The 17,300-nt window shown below is 58.5% G+C and carries 17 protein-coding genes; 10 read left to right on the forward strand and 7 right to left on the reverse strand.

Features of this window, described 5'->3' with window-relative positions; translation table 11 throughout:
• Positions 1–77: 77 nt before the first annotated feature.
• Entirely contained in the window at positions 78–953 is an 876-nt protein-coding gene (locus FQ185_RS15855; RefSeq protein ID WP_149418224.1) for a helix-turn-helix domain-containing protein, read from the reverse strand.
• 137 nt (positions 954–1,090) lie between these two features.
• On the opposite strand from FQ185_RS15855, the gene FQ185_RS15860 reads away from it, so the two are divergent.
• Positions 1,091–1,993, forward strand: a complete 903-nt coding sequence (locus FQ185_RS15860) for a DMT family transporter (RefSeq protein ID WP_149418225.1) — start codon at positions 1,091–1,093, stop codon at positions 1,991–1,993.
• A 46-nt stretch (positions 1,994–2,039) separates the two neighbouring features.
• Here FQ185_RS15860 and FQ185_RS15865 read toward each other — a convergent pair whose 3' ends face one another.
• Complete coding sequence (locus FQ185_RS15865; RefSeq protein ID WP_149418226.1) at positions 2,040–3,014, reverse strand: D-glycerate dehydrogenase; 975 nt, start codon at positions 3,012–3,014, stop codon at positions 2,040–2,042.
• 191 nt (positions 3,015–3,205) lie between these two features.
• Between FQ185_RS15865 and FQ185_RS15870 the strand changes: the two genes are divergently transcribed.
• Entirely contained in the window at positions 3,206–3,463 is a 258-nt protein-coding gene (locus FQ185_RS15870) for a hypothetical protein (RefSeq protein WP_149418227.1), read from the forward strand.
• Positions 3,464–3,604: 141 nt separating this feature from the next.
• Positions 3,605–4,747, forward strand: a complete 1,143-nt coding sequence (locus FQ185_RS15875) for a transporter substrate-binding domain-containing protein (protein WP_149418228.1) — start codon at positions 3,605–3,607, stop codon at positions 4,745–4,747.
• A 53-nt stretch (positions 4,748–4,800) separates the two neighbouring features.
• Here the strand turns inward: FQ185_RS15875 and FQ185_RS15880 are convergent, their stop codons facing one another.
• From FQ185_RS15880 to norR, 5 genes are all read right to left on the reverse strand, one after another.
• Complete coding sequence (locus FQ185_RS15880; protein ID WP_149418229.1) at positions 4,801–5,550, reverse strand: YkgJ family cysteine cluster protein; 750 nt, start codon at positions 5,548–5,550, stop codon at positions 4,801–4,803.
• A gap of 83 nt (positions 5,551–5,633) precedes the next feature.
• Positions 5,634–5,960: a hypothetical protein gene (locus FQ185_RS15885; RefSeq protein ID WP_149418230.1), complete on the reverse strand. Its 327-nt coding sequence runs from the start codon at positions 5,958–5,960 to the stop codon at positions 5,634–5,636.
• A 175-nt stretch (positions 5,961–6,135) separates the two neighbouring features.
• Entirely contained in the window at positions 6,136–6,594 is a 459-nt protein-coding gene (locus FQ185_RS15890; RefSeq protein ID WP_149418231.1) for a GNAT family N-acetyltransferase, read from the reverse strand.
• A gap of 27 nt (positions 6,595–6,621) precedes the next feature.
• Entirely contained in the window at positions 6,622–7,524 is a 903-nt protein-coding gene (locus FQ185_RS15895) for a chemotaxis protein CheV (RefSeq protein ID WP_008147551.1), read from the reverse strand.
• A gap of 263 nt (positions 7,525–7,787) precedes the next feature.
• On the reverse strand, positions 7,788–9,338 hold the full coding sequence (norR, locus tag FQ185_RS15900) for a nitric oxide reductase transcriptional regulator NorR (protein WP_149418232.1): 1,551 nt from the start codon (positions 9,336–9,338) through the stop codon (positions 7,788–7,790).
• A 147-nt stretch (positions 9,339–9,485) separates the two neighbouring features.
• Here norR and hmpA point away from each other — a divergent pair, with 147 nt between their 5' ends.
• The 7 genes from hmpA to cyoE all read left to right on the forward strand — a co-directional run bounded on the left by hmpA (position 9,486) and on the right by cyoE (position 17,041).
• Complete coding sequence (hmpA, locus tag FQ185_RS15905) at positions 9,486–10,667, forward strand: NO-inducible flavohemoprotein (RefSeq protein WP_149418233.1); 1,182 nt, start codon at positions 9,486–9,488, stop codon at positions 10,665–10,667.
• A gap of 196 nt (positions 10,668–10,863) precedes the next feature.
• On the forward strand, positions 10,864–11,373 hold the full coding sequence (locus tag FQ185_RS15910) for a disulfide bond formation protein B (protein ID WP_149418234.1): 510 nt from the start codon (positions 10,864–10,866) through the stop codon (positions 11,371–11,373).
• Positions 11,374–12,197: 824 nt separating this feature from the next.
• Entirely contained in the window at positions 12,198–13,142 is a 945-nt protein-coding gene (gene cyoA / locus FQ185_RS15920) for a ubiquinol oxidase subunit II (protein WP_149418236.1), read from the forward strand.
• Positions 13,143–13,145: 3 nt separating this feature from the next.
• Positions 13,146–15,176 carry a cytochrome o ubiquinol oxidase subunit I gene (gene cyoB / locus FQ185_RS15925; RefSeq protein ID WP_149418237.1) on the forward strand — a complete coding sequence of 677 codons (2,031 nt, stop codon included), beginning with the start codon at positions 13,146–13,148 and terminating at the stop codon, positions 15,174–15,176.
• A 3-nt stretch (positions 15,177–15,179) separates the two neighbouring features.
• Positions 15,180–15,806: a cytochrome o ubiquinol oxidase subunit III gene (locus FQ185_RS15930; protein ID WP_149418238.1), complete on the forward strand. Its 627-nt coding sequence runs from the start codon at positions 15,180–15,182 to the stop codon at positions 15,804–15,806.
• Complete coding sequence (gene cyoD / locus FQ185_RS15935) at positions 15,807–16,142, forward strand: cytochrome o ubiquinol oxidase subunit IV (protein ID WP_149418239.1); 336 nt, start codon at positions 15,807–15,809, stop codon at positions 16,140–16,142.
• Between the two features lie 11 nt (positions 16,143–16,153).
• Positions 16,154–17,041 (forward strand): heme o synthase, encoded by an 888-nt coding sequence (gene cyoE, locus FQ185_RS15940; protein WP_149418240.1) that lies wholly within the window; start codon positions 16,154–16,156, stop codon positions 17,039–17,041.
• Positions 17,042–17,300 lie beyond the last annotated feature (259 nt).

Consider the following 17,300-nt stretch of genomic DNA (forward strand, 5'->3'; position numbering starts at 1 on the left):
CCACAGGGGAATGCATTCCAAATGTGGGAGTGAGCCTGCTCGCGATGGCGGCTTGCCAGACACTGAAGACTTCAGGATTACCGCAAAAACGCCTGCCGATATTCCCCAGGCGTCCCGCCCAAAGCCTGGCGAAACCGGTGGGTGAAGTGACTGGCACTGGCAAACCCGCACGCCAGCGCAATCTCCCCCAACGGCTGCGTCGTCGAGCGCAACAACTCCCGCGCCCGGCTCAGTCGTCGTGAAAGCACATACTGATGCGGCGGCAACCCAAAGCTCTCTCTGAACATCCGCGCAAAGTGGTACTCCGACAGTGCACACAACCCTGCCAATTGCCCCAGGCTGATGGCCTCGGCCAGCTGACTGTCGATGAACTCCACCAATTGGCGTCGCTGATGTGCAGCCAGTCCACCCTTGAGCCGCAATCCCTCGCGCATGCCAACCTGGCCGAGCAACACATGGCTGAGCATTTCATGGGCCAGGCTGCTGGTGAGCAAGCGTTCGCCCGGTTCATCCCAATTGAGCGTGATCAGCTGTCGAAACCGCCGGGCTTGCAGCGGGTCGTCGAGAAAAGTGCCTTCGCGCAACTGCAGTTCACGAGGCTCGCGGTCCAGTAGCGTGACGCAGCCGAGGGCGAATTGTTCGGGGCTGAAATAAATATGGGCCAGGCGAATGTCACCGTTGATCACCCAGCCCGACTGATGTTCGGCCGGCAGAATGCACAACTTGTCCGGGCCGCCCTTGGTACCGGGCTGGTCGCGACGAAAGGTGCCGGTGCCACCGGCGATGTAGCAGGACAGGGTGTGGTGGCTCGGTGCTTCGTAATCCTGGGCGTCGTGATGGTTGCTCCACAAGGCTGCAGCCATGCCGTCACCGAGCTCGGCGCTGTGCTCGAGGCGAGCATTGGGCGAGCGGTTGAGGGCTTGAAAGACTTGCAACGTTTCCAGTGCGGGCATGATCGGTTCTCTCCAACGCTTTGCATCCTACTCCGTAGAGGTTGTCGTGCCAGCCCTGGCCTGACAAAAGCGCAAGTTTATGCAAGTGCAACGCAGCCCGGCGCAGGACACTGGGCACCTATTGAGGAGCCTTTGCCATGAACCTTTCTTTGTACCTGCTGACCGTGCTGATCTGGGGCACCACCTGGATTGCCTTGAAATGGCAACTGGGTGTGGTGGCCATTCCGGTGTCGATCGTCTATCGCTTCGGTCTCGCCGCGTTGGTGCTGTTCGTGATGTTGCTGCTCAGCCGGCGGCTGCAAGTGATGAATCGGCGTGGGCATCTGATCTGTCTGGCGCAGGGGCTGTGCCTGTTCTGCATCAACTTTATGTGTTTCCTCACCGCCAGCCAGTGGATTCCAAGCGGTTTGGTCGCGGTGGTGTTTTCCACTGCCACCTTGTGGAATGCCTTCAATGCACGGGTGTTCTTCGGCCAGAAAATCGCCCGCAACGTACTGATGGGCGGCGCGCTGGGCTTGTTCGGGTTGGGTCTGTTGTTCTGGCCGGAACTCGCCGGCCGCACCGCCAGCCCGGAAACCTTGCTCGGTTTGGCCCTGGCGCTACTCGGAACGCTGTGCTTCTCGGCGGGCAACATGCTGTCGAGCCTGCAACAGAAAGCCGGGCTCAAGCCACTGACCACCAATGCCTGGGGCATGGCGTACGGCGCAGCGATGCTCTCGGTGTGGTGCCTGGTCAAAGGCATTCCGTTCGATATGGAGTGGAATACACGCTACATCGGGTCGCTGCTGTACCTGGTGATTCCCGGTTCGGTGATCGGTTTCACCGCCTACTTGACGCTGGTCGGACGGATGGGGCCTGAGCGTGCAGCCTATTGCACCGTGCTGTTCCCGGTGGTGGCGCTCAATGTCTCGGCCTTGGTCGAAGGCTACCAATGGACCGCGCCGGCGTTGATGGGGTTGGTGCTGGTGATGCTGGGCAATGTGTTGGTATTTCGCAAAACCAAGAAGCCGATGGTGCAGGGGAATGGCAAGTTGGCTTGATCGTGCGTATTGCAAGGGCAGGCGAATGAACGCCTGCCCGTTTTTGTCAGCCTTTCCAGACTTGCGGGTTCACCAAATCCTGCGGGCGCTCACCCAACAGGGCGCTGCGCAAGTTGGCCAAGGCGCGGTTGGTCATGGCTTCGCGGGTTTCACCCGTCGCTGAACCGATGTGCGGCAAGGTCACGGCGTTTTTCAACTGGAACAGCGGCGATTCGGCCAGCGGTTCTTTCTCGTAGACATCCAGCCCGGCGCCCCGAATCCGGTTGTTTTGCAGCGCTTCGATCAACGCAGGTTCGTCCACCACCGGGCCGCGGGAGATGTTCACCAGAATCGCACTCGGCTTCATCAGCGCCAGTTCGCGATGACTGATCAGGTGCTTGGTTTTTTCGCTGAGCGGCACCACCAGGCAAACGAAATCGGCTTCGGCCAGCAACTGATCGAGGCTGCGGAACTGCGCGCCTAGTTCCTGCTCCAGTTCGGTCTTGCGACTGTTGCCACTGTAGATCACCGGCATGTTGAAACCGAGCCTCCCGCGACGGGCAATGGCCGCGCCGATATTGCCCATGCCGACGATGCCCAGCGTCTTGCCGTGCACATCGCACCCGAACAACGGCGCGCCAACGGTGGCTTGCCATTGGCCGGCCTTGGTCCAGGCGTCCAGTTCGGCCACGCGTCGGGCACTGCTCATCAACAAGGCGAAGGCCAGGTCGGCGGTGCTTTCGGTGAGCACATCAGGTGTGTTGGTCAGCATGATGCCGCGTTCGTTGAAGTAGGCGACGTCGTAGTTGTCGTAGCCAACCGAGACACTGGAGACAACTTCCAGTCTGGCGGCGTTTTCCAGTTGCGCGCGGCCCAGTTTGCGGCCAACGCCGATGAGGCCGTGGGCGTGGGGCAGGGCCTCGTTGAATTGGGCGTTGATGTCGCCATTTTTCGGACTCGGCACGATGACGTCGAAGTCCTGCTTGAGGCGTTCGATCATTTCAGGGGTGACGCGGCTGAAAGCGAGGACGGTCTTTTTCATCGGAGGAGGGCTCGTCGGGCGGAGGTGAATGGTAAGCACGCTAACATTCTTCTCGGGATTTGTGCGAGTTGAACGTCTACCGCTCAACGGCAGTAGCAAGCTTGAAGCTTGCGGCGCTTCATCCAGTTATACTGCCGCCTTTCGCGGCTCGCTTACCGGGCCCGACTTTATGTGTATCACCCGGAGCTTTCATGACTTCCCCGAAACAACCGCCGGTTGCCGACGCTTTGAGCGACGACCAGGCAGAGCTGCCAGACAGCGTCGACTCCAGCGCAGACAGCGAAACCAAAGCCGCGATCCCGGCGTTCAAGTTCCCGTTCAAGCCGGGCGACCTGGCGGCTGCCAAGAACGCCAGCCAGCCGTGGTACAAGAACGGCGCCAAGAATGGCCACACCAAGACCCCTGGCGCGGCGCCCCCGGGTACTCGTCGTACGATGGGCAAGCGCTGACCGTCAGCGCATTTTTGCGTGGGTCATAGTTCTTTCTTTCATTAAGAAAATTCCCACAGGGATGGGCGATTAGTCCTCTGGGAAGCGCGGTGGCCACTCGTCGAAGATTCACGTCCGTGAATTCTTGACGAAGGCCGCCTAATGTCTCTGGTAAAAACCCTCTCTCTACTGTCGCTGGTGGCCCTGACCACTGGCTGCGTGTCCTCTGCGCTCGATCCACAGATCCGTTTCGGGGTCGAAGCCCTGGTTCCACCGTTCGAGAGCCGTAACGACAAGGGTGAACTGGTCGGATTGAATATCGAATTGGGCAACGCACTGTGTGCCGAACTCAAATCCCGTTGTGTCTGGATCGATCAGGATTACGCCACCAACATCCCTGCACTTGAAGCCAACCGTTTTGACGTGATCATGCCGATGACGGCTACAGCGGCGCGTCGGGAGCGGATCGATTTTACCGATGATCTCTACCCCCTGAGCAGCCGTCTGGTGGCGCGCAAAGGGGCGAATTTGCAACCGGATGCGCAATCGCTCAAGGGCAAGCGTGTCGGCGTCCTGACAGGCACCAGTCGTGAAGCGTTCGCCAAGTCCCGTTGGGAGTCGGCGGGGGTGACGGTGCGCAGTTTCAATTTCAACACACAATTGGTCGACAGCCTGCTGGCGGGCGAGATCGATGCCACCCTGCAAGACACCATTGAAATCACCCAAGCGTTGTTAAGCCTGCCCCGGGGGCAAGCGTTCGACTTTTCCGGTGCCGCCCTCAAGGACCCCATGCTGGGCAGTGGCGTGGCCATGGCTGTGCGAAAAACCGACACGCCGTTACGCGATAACCTGAATGCGGCCCTTGAGCGTCTCAAGCAAAATGGCCAGTACCAGACGATTACCCAGCGGTATTTGCCAACCGCCACACCAGACTCCCCTCGCTACGTTCCTAATGAAGAAGGCTTGCCATTTTCCGATGCGGTACAGGTCGGTGAGACCCTTTATCTGTCTGGTGTGCTTGGTCTGGGGGCCGATGGTGAACTGGTAAAGGGCGGTATAAGCCCGCAAATGACCCAAGCCCTGGAGAACCTGCGCACCGAACTGCAACGTAACGGCTCGTCTGTGGCTCATGTGGCCAAATGCACGGTCATCCTGGCTGATATCAAGGACCTCGCCGCGATGAATGCGGTGTACAGCCGTTTCTTCCCGGCAGATCGTCTGCCTGCCCGCACGACGTTCTCGGCTAAAAAACTGATAGCGGACGCACGGGTGGAAGTCGAGTGCCTGGCGGTTGCTGCTCGTTGACACACCGCTGGAAAAAACACTGCGCATCGAGAGCTGCGCAGTGGCTTGGCGTTTCAGGCCGCGCGCAAAGAGATAAACGCATAGGTCAGTGGCGCATCAGTCGCCACGTTCGCGCCGGCCGCCAGCACTTGCCCGGCGATGTCGTCGCCTGACACATGGAACAGCCATTCACTGCGCCGGTCCGTCTGCGTCTGCCCGGCAACCTGGTCCAGCACCGTGGCAAACGCGGTCATGTCCGGCAGATAAGCGGTAAAGCCATCGCCCTTGAGCGCTGTAGTCCGAATCCCCAATAACGCGCAAATCGCATCCTTGGTCTGAATGTCATCGCGATCTGCCTGACGGGAGCGCTGGATTAAACCGACCAGCTCCTGATCCACCAATTCACCGCCAATAATCAGATCCGGTCCTTTTTCCCACGACTCGGGCGGACATTCCTTCACCGCTGTGTTCAATGGAATGTGCGGATTGATTTCCATCGGGTAGATGCGGCACACCAGTGGCCGGCGTTCGTAGATGCGGCAGAGATTGTCTTGGTCAAGATTTCGGCAGGGACCGACGTTGTAGGCGGCAAAGGTGATGGCCACGTACGCCTCGGATGCGCCGCTACGAACCACCACCGAGCGGCGTTCGGCGTGTTCGCGTTGTTGCACCGGCAGGCCCAGGCCGTTAGCCAGGAAACCTTCCACCAGCACAATCACCTGACCGCCATCGCTCGCCCACATCCGGGCTTCGGCCAAGGTCAGGGGCACGTGGTGGTCAGTGCAGCATTTGCCACAACCTACGCAGGAAAACGTCGTATTCATTGAGGGGTCAGTCGCATGTGAGGGCGTGAAACGGCGACAAAATACCGCCGTTAAGACCGGTGTCGAAGCAAGTTATGCGCCAGTCATCGGGTTTGGGCGGTTGGGCGGATGGAGTCCCATTCGGTGACGTAAGCCGTTTTGCTTTTCTTGTTGTAGAGGCACAGTTCGGTGCCTTGCTGGCCTTTCATGTGTTTTTGCGGGTATTGGCCTTGCAGCAGCAGTGCGGTGTAGCCAACCCGGTCATCGAACTGTGCGGCATTGCCGACGGGTTTGACATTCGCAAGACCGCTGGCCTTGGTGCAACTGGCGAGCACGGCTTTGTCGTAGACGGCCCAGGCGTCGGGGCTGGAGGCGTGGGCCTGGGTGACGAGGGCGGTTAGGAAAAGGAAGGTCAGGGTGGCAGCTTTCATGGTTCAGGGATCCTAGGGCGGGTGTTGGCCAGGATCGGAGTATGCCTGAAGGTTGTATGGCGTTTGCACAGGCCTCATCGCGGGCAAGCCCGCTCCCACGAGATTTGGCGGTGAACATAAAATTGTGGTTCAACCCTGACTCTGTGGGAGCGGGCTTGCCCGCGATGGCGGTGTATCAGGCCGGCACCAACTCCCGACGGACCACGTACATTCCGGCACTTTCATACAGCCGCTGCGCCCGAAGGTTATCCTCAAGCACCTTCAAATCGACAAAACCTTCCCGTCGCTGCTGAAACACTTTGAAAGCATGCAGCAGCAACGCACGCCCCAATCCCAGGCCCTGAGCCCGCGGATGCACCACCAGGTTTTTGATGTAGGCGCTGGTCCAGCACTGGCACACGCCGACAATGCCTTCGGCATCCAGGGCAATGAAACACAGCGCGGGGTCGTATTCAGGGTCGGTTTCAAAACGCTGTTGCCAGACGTCCAGCGTCGGCACGCGACCGCCACCTTCGCAATAACCCAGGTCCATCAAGTGATGGACGGCTTCGGCACATTCGGGACGGTATTGGGTCAATTCAATGCCGTTCGGCCAATCAATGACCGGCACAACCTCAGCGAGGTTGCGCCGCATCAGAAAGCAGAAGTCCTTGGCCAAGACTCAATGACCTTGTTCAGCGACCGCCTTGGCCGCTTCGATCAGGCATTTGGTCAGTTCCGGCGAGGAGAACTTGGTCAGCACCGCGTTCGCCCCGGCAAGACGGGCCTTTTCGCTGTTCATCGCGCTGTCCAGCGAGGTGTGGAGCAACACATAGAGGTGCGAGAAGTCCGGTGTTTCACGCAGGGTGCGGGTGAAGGCGTAGCCGTCCATTTCGGACATTTCGATGTCCGAGACGATCAGGTTGATCTGCTGGGCCGTGCCTTGCAGGTCCAGCAGGCAGTCGATGGCTTCCTTGGCGCTACGGGCGGTGTGGCATTGCAGACCGAGGTTGCGCAGGGTGTGCACCGATTGCTGCAAGGCGACCTGGCTGTCATCGACCACCAGGATGCGCGCGTTGCCGAGTACTTCGGCGTCTTCCATGCTCAATTCGGTCGGGGCCGTTTCGATCTGCGCCGGGGCGATGCCGTGGATCACCTTTTCGATGTCCAGCACCTGCACCAAGGTGCCATCGACCGAGGTCACGCCGGTGATGTACGAGCGCACGCCGCCAGAGCCGAAGGGCGGCGGACGGATGTCGGTGGTCAGGCAGTGGACGATCTTGCTCACCGCCTGAACGTGCAGCCCCTGCTTGGAGCGGCTGACGTCGGTGACGATCAGGCAGCCACCGTTCGGGTCCTCCAGCGGTCGCTCGCCGATGGCACGACTCAGGTCGATCACCGACAACGACGCCCCGCGCAAGGTGGCGATGCCTTTGACGTGGGGATGCGACTCCGGCAGTTTGGTCAGTGGCGGGCACGGGATGATTTCACTGACTTTGAGCAGGTTGATCGCCATCAGCTTGCCGCTGCGCAAGGTGAACAGCAAAAGCGAAAGTGAATCTGCGCGGGCTTTGTTGGAGGACATAAAAACCTTCTGTGGAAAAAGGTGATGGGCAACCGCGAGGATCGCCAACAGCTATCGATGCCGGGTTATCGACTTGTTGAGGGCAGGCTTTAGCGTTAATCCCCAGCATCGACCAACGGACCCTTGTAGCAACTGCCGAAGCGTGCGTCCGGCTGCGAAGCGGTCGTAAACCCTGAGCCCGTGGGGCGTCAGGTACAACGCGGTGAATGGTTTGGCGAGGACTGCGTTCTCGGACGCAGCCTTCGGCAGCTGCTTGGGGATCTTCACTTCATCCCCAGTCGTTTGGCCATCCGCCCCAGATTCGCCCGATCCAAGCCTAGCTCACGGGCAGCGCTCGCCCAGTTGTTGTGGTGTCGTTCCAGGCAGGCGTTGATCAGTCGACGTTGATAATCGTCGGTTGCTGCCCGCAAATCTCCCGATACCAACGCTACAGGACTGACAACGGGTTGCTCGACAGGCACTTCAACACTGCCATTGGGCAAATCCAGGTCCGCCGCACTCAAACTGAGAATCTTCGGTCGTTCCTTACAGTTACCCAACGCCTTCAGGGCACTGCGACCAATCAAGTGCTCCAGCTCCCGCACGTTGCCCGGCCAGTCATACGCCAGCAACGATGCCTGAGCATCGCTGTTCAGGCGCAGGCTGTTGAGGCCCATGCGAGAGCGGTTCTGTTCCAGGAAATAGCCGCTGAGCAGCAGCACATCCCGCCCGCGATCACGCAGAGCCGGTACCAGCAACGGGTAAACGCTCAGGCGGTGGTAGAAGTCGGCGCGGTAGCGACCGCTGCGCACTTCTTCGGCCAAGTCACGGTTGGTCGCTGCGATCAGTCGTACGTCGACTTGATGCTCTTTATCCGAACCCAGTCGTTGCAGTTGACCGCTTTGCAGCACTCGCAGCAATTTGGCCTGCACCGTCAGGGACAGCTCGCCCACTTCATCGAGAAACAGCGTGCCGCCATTGGCCAGTTCGAACTTGCCGCGCCGGTCATTCATCGCTCCGGTGAAGGCGCCGCGAACGTGCCCGAACAATTCGCTTTCCACCAGCGTGTCGGGCAGCGCGGCACAGTTGAGGCTGATGATTGGCTTGTCGGCCCGAGGCGAGGCGGCGTGAATGGCCTGGGCCACCAGTTCCTTGCCGACCCCGGTTTCGCCGGTGATCAGCACGGTCAGGTCGCTGCCGCCCACCAGATTGATTTCCTCCACCAGCCGTTTGTGGGTCTTGCTCTGGCCGATCAACTCGCGGTCCTGCTGGCCGCTGGCCTGACGGTAAACCTCGGCTCGCTGATGTTCGTCTTCGACCCGATTGGCCAGGCGTTCGATGCGCTCGGCGGCGTTAACCGTGGCTGCGGCGAGGCTGGCGAAGGCTTGCAGGGCGTCCAGTTCGATAGGCTCAAATTGCTCCGGATCGAGGGCGTCGAGCGTCAGCAGACCCCACGGACGTTCGTCGATAAACAGCGGGCAACCCATGCAGTCGTGGACTTCCAGGTGATCGTCGAGGCCATCGACCAGCCCGTCGTATGGGTCGGGCAAGTCGCTGTCGGCGGCGAAGCGGGTCGGGCCGGGGCTGCTGAGCAATGCTTCAAAGCGCGGGTGTTCGCTGACCTTGAAGCGTCGACCGAGGGTGTCCGTGCTCAACCCGTCGACGGCCAGCGGCACCAGCCATTCGCCATCAAGGCGCAGCAGGGCGGCAGCATCGCAAGGGAGCAGGGCGCGCATGGCTTCGAGCAGGCGCCGATAGCGCTCGCCTTCGGGGAGTTCGCGGGACAGGTCGGAGACCAGGGGGAGCAGGGCGGTGAGCAACGATTTTGCAGTCATAGTGACTCCATGTAGTCGGTATGACTATAAAGCGGTCGGCGTCGATATGACTACTTTGTTTTTAAGTTATTGATTTTTAAGTGTTAATTAGTTGGCATGGAAACTGATAAGTAATGGGCATTCACATAAAGCTCAGGAGTCGCCCTTATGCTTAGCGTTCAAGACCGTGCAATCGTTAAATCCACTGTGCCGTTGCTCGAAAGTGGTGGCGAAGCCTTGATCACTCATTTCTACCGCATGATGCTCACCGAGTACCCGCAAGTCCGCCCGCTGTTCAACCAGGCCCACCAGGCCAGCGGTGATCAGCCTCGTGCACTGGCTAACGGCGTATTGATGTATGCGCGCCACATCGACCAGCTCGACCAGTTGGGCGACCTGGTGGCCAAGATCATCAACAAACACGTGGCCCTGCAAATCCTGCCAGAACACTACCCGATTGTCGGCAGCTGCCTGCTGCGAGCCATCAGCGAAGTGCTGGGCGAAGAGATCGCCACACCTGAAGTAATGAGCGCCTGGGGTGCTGCCTATGGGCAATTGGCCGACATTCTGATCGGCGCCGAAACCAGCATTTACGACCAGAAAGAACAGGCACCGGGCGGATGGCGCGGCGCGCGGGATTTCATCGTGGTTGGCAAGGTTGAAGAAAGTGCGGAAATCATCTCGTTCTACTTCGAACCGGCTGATAAAGGCCCGATTCTGGCCGCTGAACCGGGTCAGTACATCGGCATGAAACTGATCCTCGATGGCGAAGAGATTCGTCGTAACTATTCGCTGTCGGCCTTGGCGAACGAGGGCCAATACCGCATCAGCGTCAAACGCGAAGTCGGTGGCCGTGCCTCTAATCACTTGCACGATCAGTTGCATGTCGGCGCGACCATTCAGCTGTTCCCGCCATCGGGCGAATTCACCCTGACCGCCAGCGACAAACCGTTGGTGCTGATCAGCGGCGGCGTCGGCATTACCCCGACCCTGGCAATGCTCGAAGCGGCACTGGCGACTGAGCGGCCGGTGCACTTTATTCACTGTGCCCGTAACGGCAGCGTCCACGCGTTCCGCGACTGGATCGATGGATTGGCCGAGCGTCACCCGCAACTCAAGCGCTTCTATTGCTATGACGAAGATGACGGTGTCAGCCCGGCGGCGGACAAGGTCGGGTTGTTGAGCCAGGAGCAACTCGGCGAGTGGTTGCCGCAACAGCGTGACCTGGATGCTTACTTCCTGGGGCCTAAAGGTTTCATGGCAGCGGTCAAGCGCCATCTCAAAGCCTTGGGCGTGCCGGAGAAGCAAAGCCGTTACGAGTTTTTCGGGCCGGCGTCGGCGCTCGAATAACACGCCGATATGATCGTTCCCACGCTCTGCGTGGGAACGATCACTGTGGTGGATTGATCATTTCTGTTTGTAAAGTTAATCCCTTCTTAACCCGCTTATCGTCTATTCCCCAGCATCTACCGGCACGCGCCAGGCTCTCAAAGGTCAGGGCCTGCGTGTAGACTTGCGGGTAATCGATTTTTAGAAGGGAAACGCGATGAGCGAGGAAACGATGCGGTTGGGACGTGAACGGCGATATCTGGTGTTGCTGGGTTTCATTTGCCTGACGCTGATCGGCGGTGCGCTGTACATGCAAATTGTGCTGGGCGAGGCGCCATGCCCGCTGTGCATCCTGCAACGCTATGCATTGTTGCTGATCGCGCTTTTCGCCTTCATCGGTGCGGCCACGCGCACCCGTCGCAGCATCACGGTGTTTGAAACCCTGGTAGTGATTTGCGCATTGGCGGGCGTCGCAGTCGCCGGGCATCACGTCTACACGCAGTTTTATCCGTCGGTCAGCTGCGGCATTGATGTGTTGCAACCGATTGTCGATGGCCTGCCGCTGGCGAAGATCTTCCCGCTGGGCTTTCAGGTCGATGGCTTCTGCTCCACACCCTACCCGCCGATCCTCGGTCTGTCCCTGGCGCAATGGGCGCTGGTAGCCTTTGTGCTGGTCGTGGTGCTGGTGCCGCTACTCACTTCGCGTAATCGCAAAGCGCTGCGCTGAGGCCATCCGCCGCATCGCTGCGTGACAAAAAACGCCCCGGTCCTCGTTGAGAGGATCGGGGCGTTTTGCATTTCAGGGCCCGGGTTAAAAGACCTTGATCGAAAGCAAGGAAGGGTGCGGCACATGTGCGACATGTTGTCACAGCGCGAGTGTCGCAAGGCATTTCAAGGCGGCCGATTGGTGCATAGCTACGCAACAGAATTGGAGTTTTTTAGCGGCTGCCAGTTTCAATCTCGAAAAACCGTAACAGGCAGTTTTAACAGGGCTTGGCGAATTGCCAGAGCCCTTGTCCCATACGGGATCGGGCATGGTAGAGGGAAGGCGTAGAGCCTTCGATACTGTCTGAATCGGGTGTGGTTGACCTACTGATTTTGGTGTTTTTGTTGAGAATTAATTTCGTTAACATGCGCGACTTTTGCGAAATACGTGATTGATTGTTGCGGGAATGGATAAAAATTATTTCGGGATGAGACATGGTTTATGAATCGTTACGTATCTACAATCGCCAGCACTGAATTCCCGGCACTGCTCGCCTTTACAGGTGCATGAGCAGCGATAGGGCGTCGAGAGGCCGGATGGCTTCATGCGACTCCCAGGTGTCGGTGCCTTCCAACTATCCGCACCAAATGGAATTGGTCTGTAACAAGGCCTTTGACCACGAATTCGAATAAGAACTCACCGCTGTCCCAGGATTTGTCGAACAGCGTCTGACGCGCGACGGGCAGCCACTTATTCAATCCAAGAAAAATGCCAACCCTTGGCAGGGTGAAGTGTTGGCGATCAAAACCCAACTGCATTGCGCAAGCTGCTTTAGAGGTCGTGAGATGAGTAAAAACAGGTACCCAAGACTACTAGGCATATTGCCGCTGCTCGGCACATTGCTGCTGACAGGCTGCAACATGACCTTGCTCGATCCCAAGGGCCAGGTTGGCCTGGACGAGCGAAACCTGATCATCACCGCAACGCTGCTGATGCTGTTGGTCGTGGTCCCGGTCATCGTCATGACCTTCCTGTTCGCCTGGAAATACCGCGCGTCCAACACCGACGCCGTCTACACGCCGAAGTGGTCGCACTCCACCAAGATCGAAGTGGCGATATGGACTATCCCGGTCCTGATCATCATCGCCCTGGGTTACATCACCTACAAGTCGACCCACGCGCTTGACCCTTACAAGCCGCTGGAATCCGACGTCAAGCCAATCACCATTGAAGTGGTCGCGCTGGACTGGAAGTGGATGTTCATCTATCCGGAGCAAGGCATCGCCACCGTCAACAAGATCGTGTTCCCGGCGCACACGCCAATCAACTTCAAGGTGACTTCGGACTCCGTGATGAACTCGTTCTTCATCCCGGCCCTGGGCGGCCAGATCTACGCGATGGCCGGCATGCAGACCAAACTGCACCTGATCGCCAACCAGAACGCTGAAATGGACGGTATCTCCGCCAACTACAGCGGCGCGGGTTTCACCGGCATGAAATTCAAAGCTATCGCCACTTCCCAGGAAGATTTCGACGCCTGGGTCAGCGAAGTTAAAAAGGCACCTAAACAGCTTGAAAAGGCTGAATACGAAGCCCTTGCCAAGCCAAGCCAGAACAACCCAGTCGAGCTCTACTCCTCGGTTACGCCGAACCTGTTCCAGATCATCGTCGACAAGTACGAAGGCATGAAACCGGGCAAGCCGATGCACCACGAGAAGAAAGAGCACGAAATGGCCGCCATGGAAGGGATGGACATGAGTTCGCATTCAGCTGCCGGGGCAGAGGAGTAAACGATGTTTGGTAAATTAAGTTGGGAAGCGGTCCCGTTCCACGAACCGATCGTGATGATAACCATCGCCATGATCGCGCTCGGTGGTCTGGCGCTGTTCGCTGCAATCACCTACTTCAAGAAGTGGACTTACTTGTGGACCGAGTGGCTGACTTCGGTTGACCACAAGAAAATCGGCGTGATGTACATCATCGTCGCCATGGTCATGCTGCTGCGCGGTTTCGCCGACGCCATCATGATGCGTACCCAGTTGGCCATGGCCACCGAGGGTTCGCCTGGCTACCTGCCGCCTGAACACTATGACCAGATCTTCACCGCCCACGGTGTGATCATGATCATCTTCATGGCGATGCCATTCTTCACCGGCCTGATGAACCTTGCAGTGCCGCTGCAGATCGGTGCGCGTGACGTTGCCTACCCGTTCCTGAACTCCCTGAGCTTCTGGCTGCTGGTATCCGGCGTGGTGCTGATCAACCTGTCCCTGGGCGTTGGCGAATTCGCCAAGACCGGTTGGGTTGCCTATCCGCCGCTGTCGGGCCTGCAATACAGCCCGGGCGTGGGGATGGATTACTACATCTGGGCGCTACAGTTATCCGGGCTAGGTACGACGCTGACGGGGGTCAACTTCCTGGCCACCGTCCTGAAAATGCGTACCCCTGGCATGAAGCTGATGGACATGCCGATCTTCACCTGGACCTGCACCTGGGCCAACGTTTTGATCGTGGCTTCGTTCCCGATCCTGACCGCTACCCTGGCACTGCTGACGCTTGACCGTTACATGGATTTCCACATTTTCACCAATGAACTTGGTGGCAATCCGATGATGTACGTCAACCTGTTCTGGGCCTGGGGTCACCCCGAGGTTTACATCCTGATTCTGCCGGCGTTCGGGATCTTCTCCGAAGTCATCTCGACCTTCACCGGCAAGCGTCTGTTCGGCCACCACTCGATGGTCTACGCATCGGGCGCGATCTCGATCCTGGGCTTCATGGTCTGGTTGCACCACTTCTTCACCATGGGTTCGGGGGCCAGCGTCAACGCCTTCTTCGGTCTGGCGACGATGCTGATTTCGATCCCGACGGGGGTGAAGCTATTCAACTGGCTGTTCACCATCTACCAGGGCCGTCTGCGTTTCACCAGCCAGGTTCTGTGGACCCTGGGCTTCATGGTGACCTTCGCCATCGGCGGCATGACCGGCGTACTGCTGGCCATTCCGGGTGCTGACTTCGTGCTTCACAACAGCCTGTTCGTGATCGCTCACTTCCACAACGTGATCATCGGCGGCGCGGTATTCGGCTACATCGCAGGCTTCGGCTTCTACTTCCCGAAAGCGTTCGGCTTCAAGCTGCACGAAGGTTGGGGCAAGGCAGCGTTCTGGTTCTGGATTTCGGGCTTCTTCGTCGCGTTCATGCCGCTCTATGCTCTGGGCTTCATGGGCATGACCCGTCGTCTGAACGCCACCACCAACCCTGAGTGGGTGCCGTACCTGTACGTCGCCATGTTCGGTGCGGTGATGATCGCTGTGGGTATCGCTTGCCAGCTGATTCAGCTGTACGTCAGCGTGCGTGATCGCAACAAGCCAGAAAACATCTGCGAACACGGCGACCCGTGGAATGCCCACACGCTGGAATGGTCGACTTCGTCGCCACCTCCGTTCTACAACTTCGCGGTACTGCCAAAAGCAGAAACCATCGATCCGTTCACCGAGGCCAAGGAAAACGGTACGGCGTACCAGGCTCCGGCCAAGTACGAACCGATCCACATGCCAAACAACACCGCCACAGGTGTGGTCATGGGAGCGCTGTTGACCGTGTTCGGTTTCGCAATGATCTGGCACATCTGGTGGTTGGCCATCTTCGGTCTGGTCGGCACCGTGGTGTACTTCGTGATCCACGCTGCACGTGATGATCAAGGCTATATGGTGCCGGTCGACGTGATCGAGCGCATCGAAGCCGAGCAGCACAAGCGTCTGGTAGCGGCCGGGAAAGTTCCAGCCTCCGCCACCCGTGTTGAAACCTCGTTGGAACAGGCTTAAACCATGTCGAACTTAGTGACCAATGCTGGACACACCCATGTCGATGGACATGGGCATGATGACCATCACCACGACTCGGGCGAGATGACCGTATACGGTTTCTGGCTCTACCTGATGACCGACTGCATTCTGTTTGCGTCGATCTTCGCGGTGTACGCGGTACTGGTTAACAACGTAGCGGGTGGCCCGTCGGGCCACGACATCTTCGAGCTGCCATACGTACTGGGCGAAACCGCTCTGCTGCTGTTCAGCTCGATCACCTACGGCTTCGCCATGCTGGCGTTGTTCAAGGGGAAGAAAACCCAGGTACTGGGCTGGTTGGCCATGACCTTCCTGTTGGGCGCCGGCTTTATCGCCATGGAGATCAACGAGTTCCACGTTCTGATCGCCGAAGGCTTCGGCCCTAGCCGCAGCGGCTTCCTGTCCGGGTTCTTCACCCTGGTCGGCACCCACGGTCTGCACGTGACCAGCGGTCTGATCTGGATGGCGATCATGATGTATCAGGTGCAGAAAAACGGCCTGACGGCGACCAACAAGACCCGTCTGAGCTGCCTGAGCCTGTTCTGGCACTTCCTGGACGTGGTGTGGATCTGCGTATTCACCGTTGTTTATCTGATGGGGACTATGTAAATGGCTAACGCTCATTCCCACGATAGCCACGACGCCGGCCACGGCAGCGTCAAGTCCTACGCTATCGGTTTCATTCTGTCGGTGATCCTGACCGTCATTCCTTTCGGCCTGGTGATGTATCCATCGCTGCCAAAAGCCATGACCCTGTGGATCGTTCTGGCCTTCGCTGTGATCCAGGTGTTCGTCCACCTGGTTTACTTCCTCCACCTGGACCGCTCCGCCGCCCAGCGTAACAACGTGATTGCGTTGGTCTTCGCTGCCCTGGTAATCGTCCTGTTGGTAGGCCTGTCGCTGTGGATCATGTTCAGCATCCACTCCAACATGATGGCGCACTGAGGTAAATCCGGATGTCCTTGAAGCACTTTATCCAAATCACCAAACCGGGGATCATTTTCGGTAACGTGCTTTCAGTGGCAGGCGGATTTTTCCTGGCCTCCAAAGGGCATGTCGATCTGGCCATCTTCCTGGCTGCGATAATCGGCACGTCCCTGGTGGTGGCTTCCGGTTGCGTGTTCAACAACTGCATCGACCGCGACATCGACCTTAAGATGGAACGCACCAAAAACCGGGCGCTGGTCCAGGGCTTGATCTCCCTGAAACTGGCACTGGCTTATGCGACTGTCCTGGGTGTTTTCGGCGTTGCACTGTTGTACAAGGTGGCCAACCCGTTGGCCGCTTTGTTCGCGGTGATCGGCTTTGTCATCTACGTCGGTTTCTACAGCCTGTACCTCAAGCGCAAGTCGGTTCACGGCACGCTGGTGGGCAGCCTGTCGGGCGCCATGCCGCCGGTGATTGGCTACGTCGCTGTGACGAACAGCTTCGACATGGCCGCACTGACGTTGCTGGTGATGTTCAGCCTGTGGCAGATGCCGCATTCCTATGCCATCGCGATCTTCCGCTTCAACGATTACCTGGCCGCATCGATTCCGGTGTTGCCAGTGAAGCGCGGGATTCAAGTGGCCAAGAAGCACATCCTGCTCTACATCCTGGCGTTCCTCGTGGCGACCTTGATGCTGACCTTCAGCGGCTACGCCGGCATGAGCTACCTCGCCGTCGCCGCGGCCATGGGCATGTACTGGTTGTACATGGCCTGGACCGGCTACAAGGCAGTGGATGACACGGTCTGGGCACGCAAGCTGTTCGTGTTCTCGATCTTCACCATTACCGCGTTGAGCGTGATGATGTCGCTGGATTTCAAAGTGCCGAGTGAGCTGCTGCTGACTTACGCGCCTTAAGATTCAGAGGCTGCATTGAAAAGCCCCGCCTTCGAGAGAAGAGCGGGGCTTTTTCATTCAGGTGGCGTTTTATCGTTCCCACGCTCCGCGTGGGAATGCAGCCCCTTTGCTGTGCATGAGTACGATCAAGCGCCTGTGCGGAAAGCCCCGCGCTTCTTTTGAGCGCGGGGCATTCAGGTGTTCGCTCGTCAGTTCAATCGATTTCGAATCTAAGGGACATCAATTTGATCCAGGCTGATTTTCATAGGCGAGCCCCGAG

It is taken from the genome of Pseudomonas sp. ANT_H12B (assembly GCF_008369325.1).
Classification (GTDB): domain Bacteria; phylum Pseudomonadota; class Gammaproteobacteria; order Pseudomonadales; family Pseudomonadaceae; genus Aquipseudomonas.

Excerpts from the sequence above, each read along its gene's own strand:
- FQ185_RS15880 (WP_149418229.1), bottom strand. The coding sequence starts at position 5,550 with ATGAATACGACGTTTTCCTGCGTAGGTTGTGGCAAATGCTGCACTGAC.
- FQ185_RS15855 (WP_149418224.1), bottom strand. The coding sequence starts at position 953 with ATGCCCGCACTGGAAACGTTGCAAGTCTTTCAAGCCCTCAACCGCTCG.
- cyoD (WP_149418239.1), top strand. The coding sequence starts at position 15,807 with ATGGCTAACGCTCATTCCCACGATAGCCACGACGCCGGCCACGGCAGC.
- FQ185_RS15895 (WP_008147551.1), bottom strand. The coding sequence starts at position 7,524 with ATGTCCTCCAACAAAGCCCGCGCAGATTCACTTTCGCTTTTGCTGTTC.
- FQ185_RS15930 (WP_149418238.1), top strand. The coding sequence starts at position 15,180 with ATGTCGAACTTAGTGACCAATGCTGGACACACCCATGTCGATGGACAT.
- cyoA (WP_149418236.1), top strand. The coding sequence starts at position 12,198 with ATGAGTAAAAACAGGTACCCAAGACTACTAGGCATATTGCCGCTGCTC.
- FQ185_RS15875 (WP_149418228.1), top strand. The coding sequence starts at position 3,605 with ATGTCTCTGGTAAAAACCCTCTCTCTACTGTCGCTGGTGGCCCTGACC.
- norR (WP_149418232.1), bottom strand. The coding sequence starts at position 9,338 with ATGACTGCAAAATCGTTGCTCACCGCCCTGCTCCCCCTGGTCTCCGAC.
- FQ185_RS15910 (WP_149418234.1), top strand. The coding sequence starts at position 10,864 with ATGAGCGAGGAAACGATGCGGTTGGGACGTGAACGGCGATATCTGGTG.
- cyoB (WP_149418237.1), top strand. The coding sequence starts at position 13,146 with ATGTTTGGTAAATTAAGTTGGGAAGCGGTCCCGTTCCACGAACCGATC.
- FQ185_RS15870 (WP_149418227.1), top strand. The coding sequence starts at position 3,206 with ATGACTTCCCCGAAACAACCGCCGGTTGCCGACGCTTTGAGCGACGAC.
- FQ185_RS15860 (WP_149418225.1), top strand. The coding sequence starts at position 1,091 with ATGAACCTTTCTTTGTACCTGCTGACCGTGCTGATCTGGGGCACCACC.
- FQ185_RS15865 (WP_149418226.1), bottom strand. The coding sequence starts at position 3,014 with ATGAAAAAGACCGTCCTCGCTTTCAGCCGCGTCACCCCTGAAATGATC.
- hmpA (WP_149418233.1), top strand. The coding sequence starts at position 9,486 with ATGCTTAGCGTTCAAGACCGTGCAATCGTTAAATCCACTGTGCCGTTG.
- FQ185_RS15890 (WP_149418231.1), bottom strand. The coding sequence starts at position 6,594 with ATGCGGCGCAACCTCGCTGAGGTTGTGCCGGTCATTGATTGGCCGAAC.
- FQ185_RS15885 (WP_149418230.1), bottom strand. The coding sequence starts at position 5,960 with ATGAAAGCTGCCACCCTGACCTTCCTTTTCCTAACCGCCCTCGTCACC.
- cyoE (WP_149418240.1), top strand. The coding sequence starts at position 16,154 with ATGTCCTTGAAGCACTTTATCCAAATCACCAAACCGGGGATCATTTTC.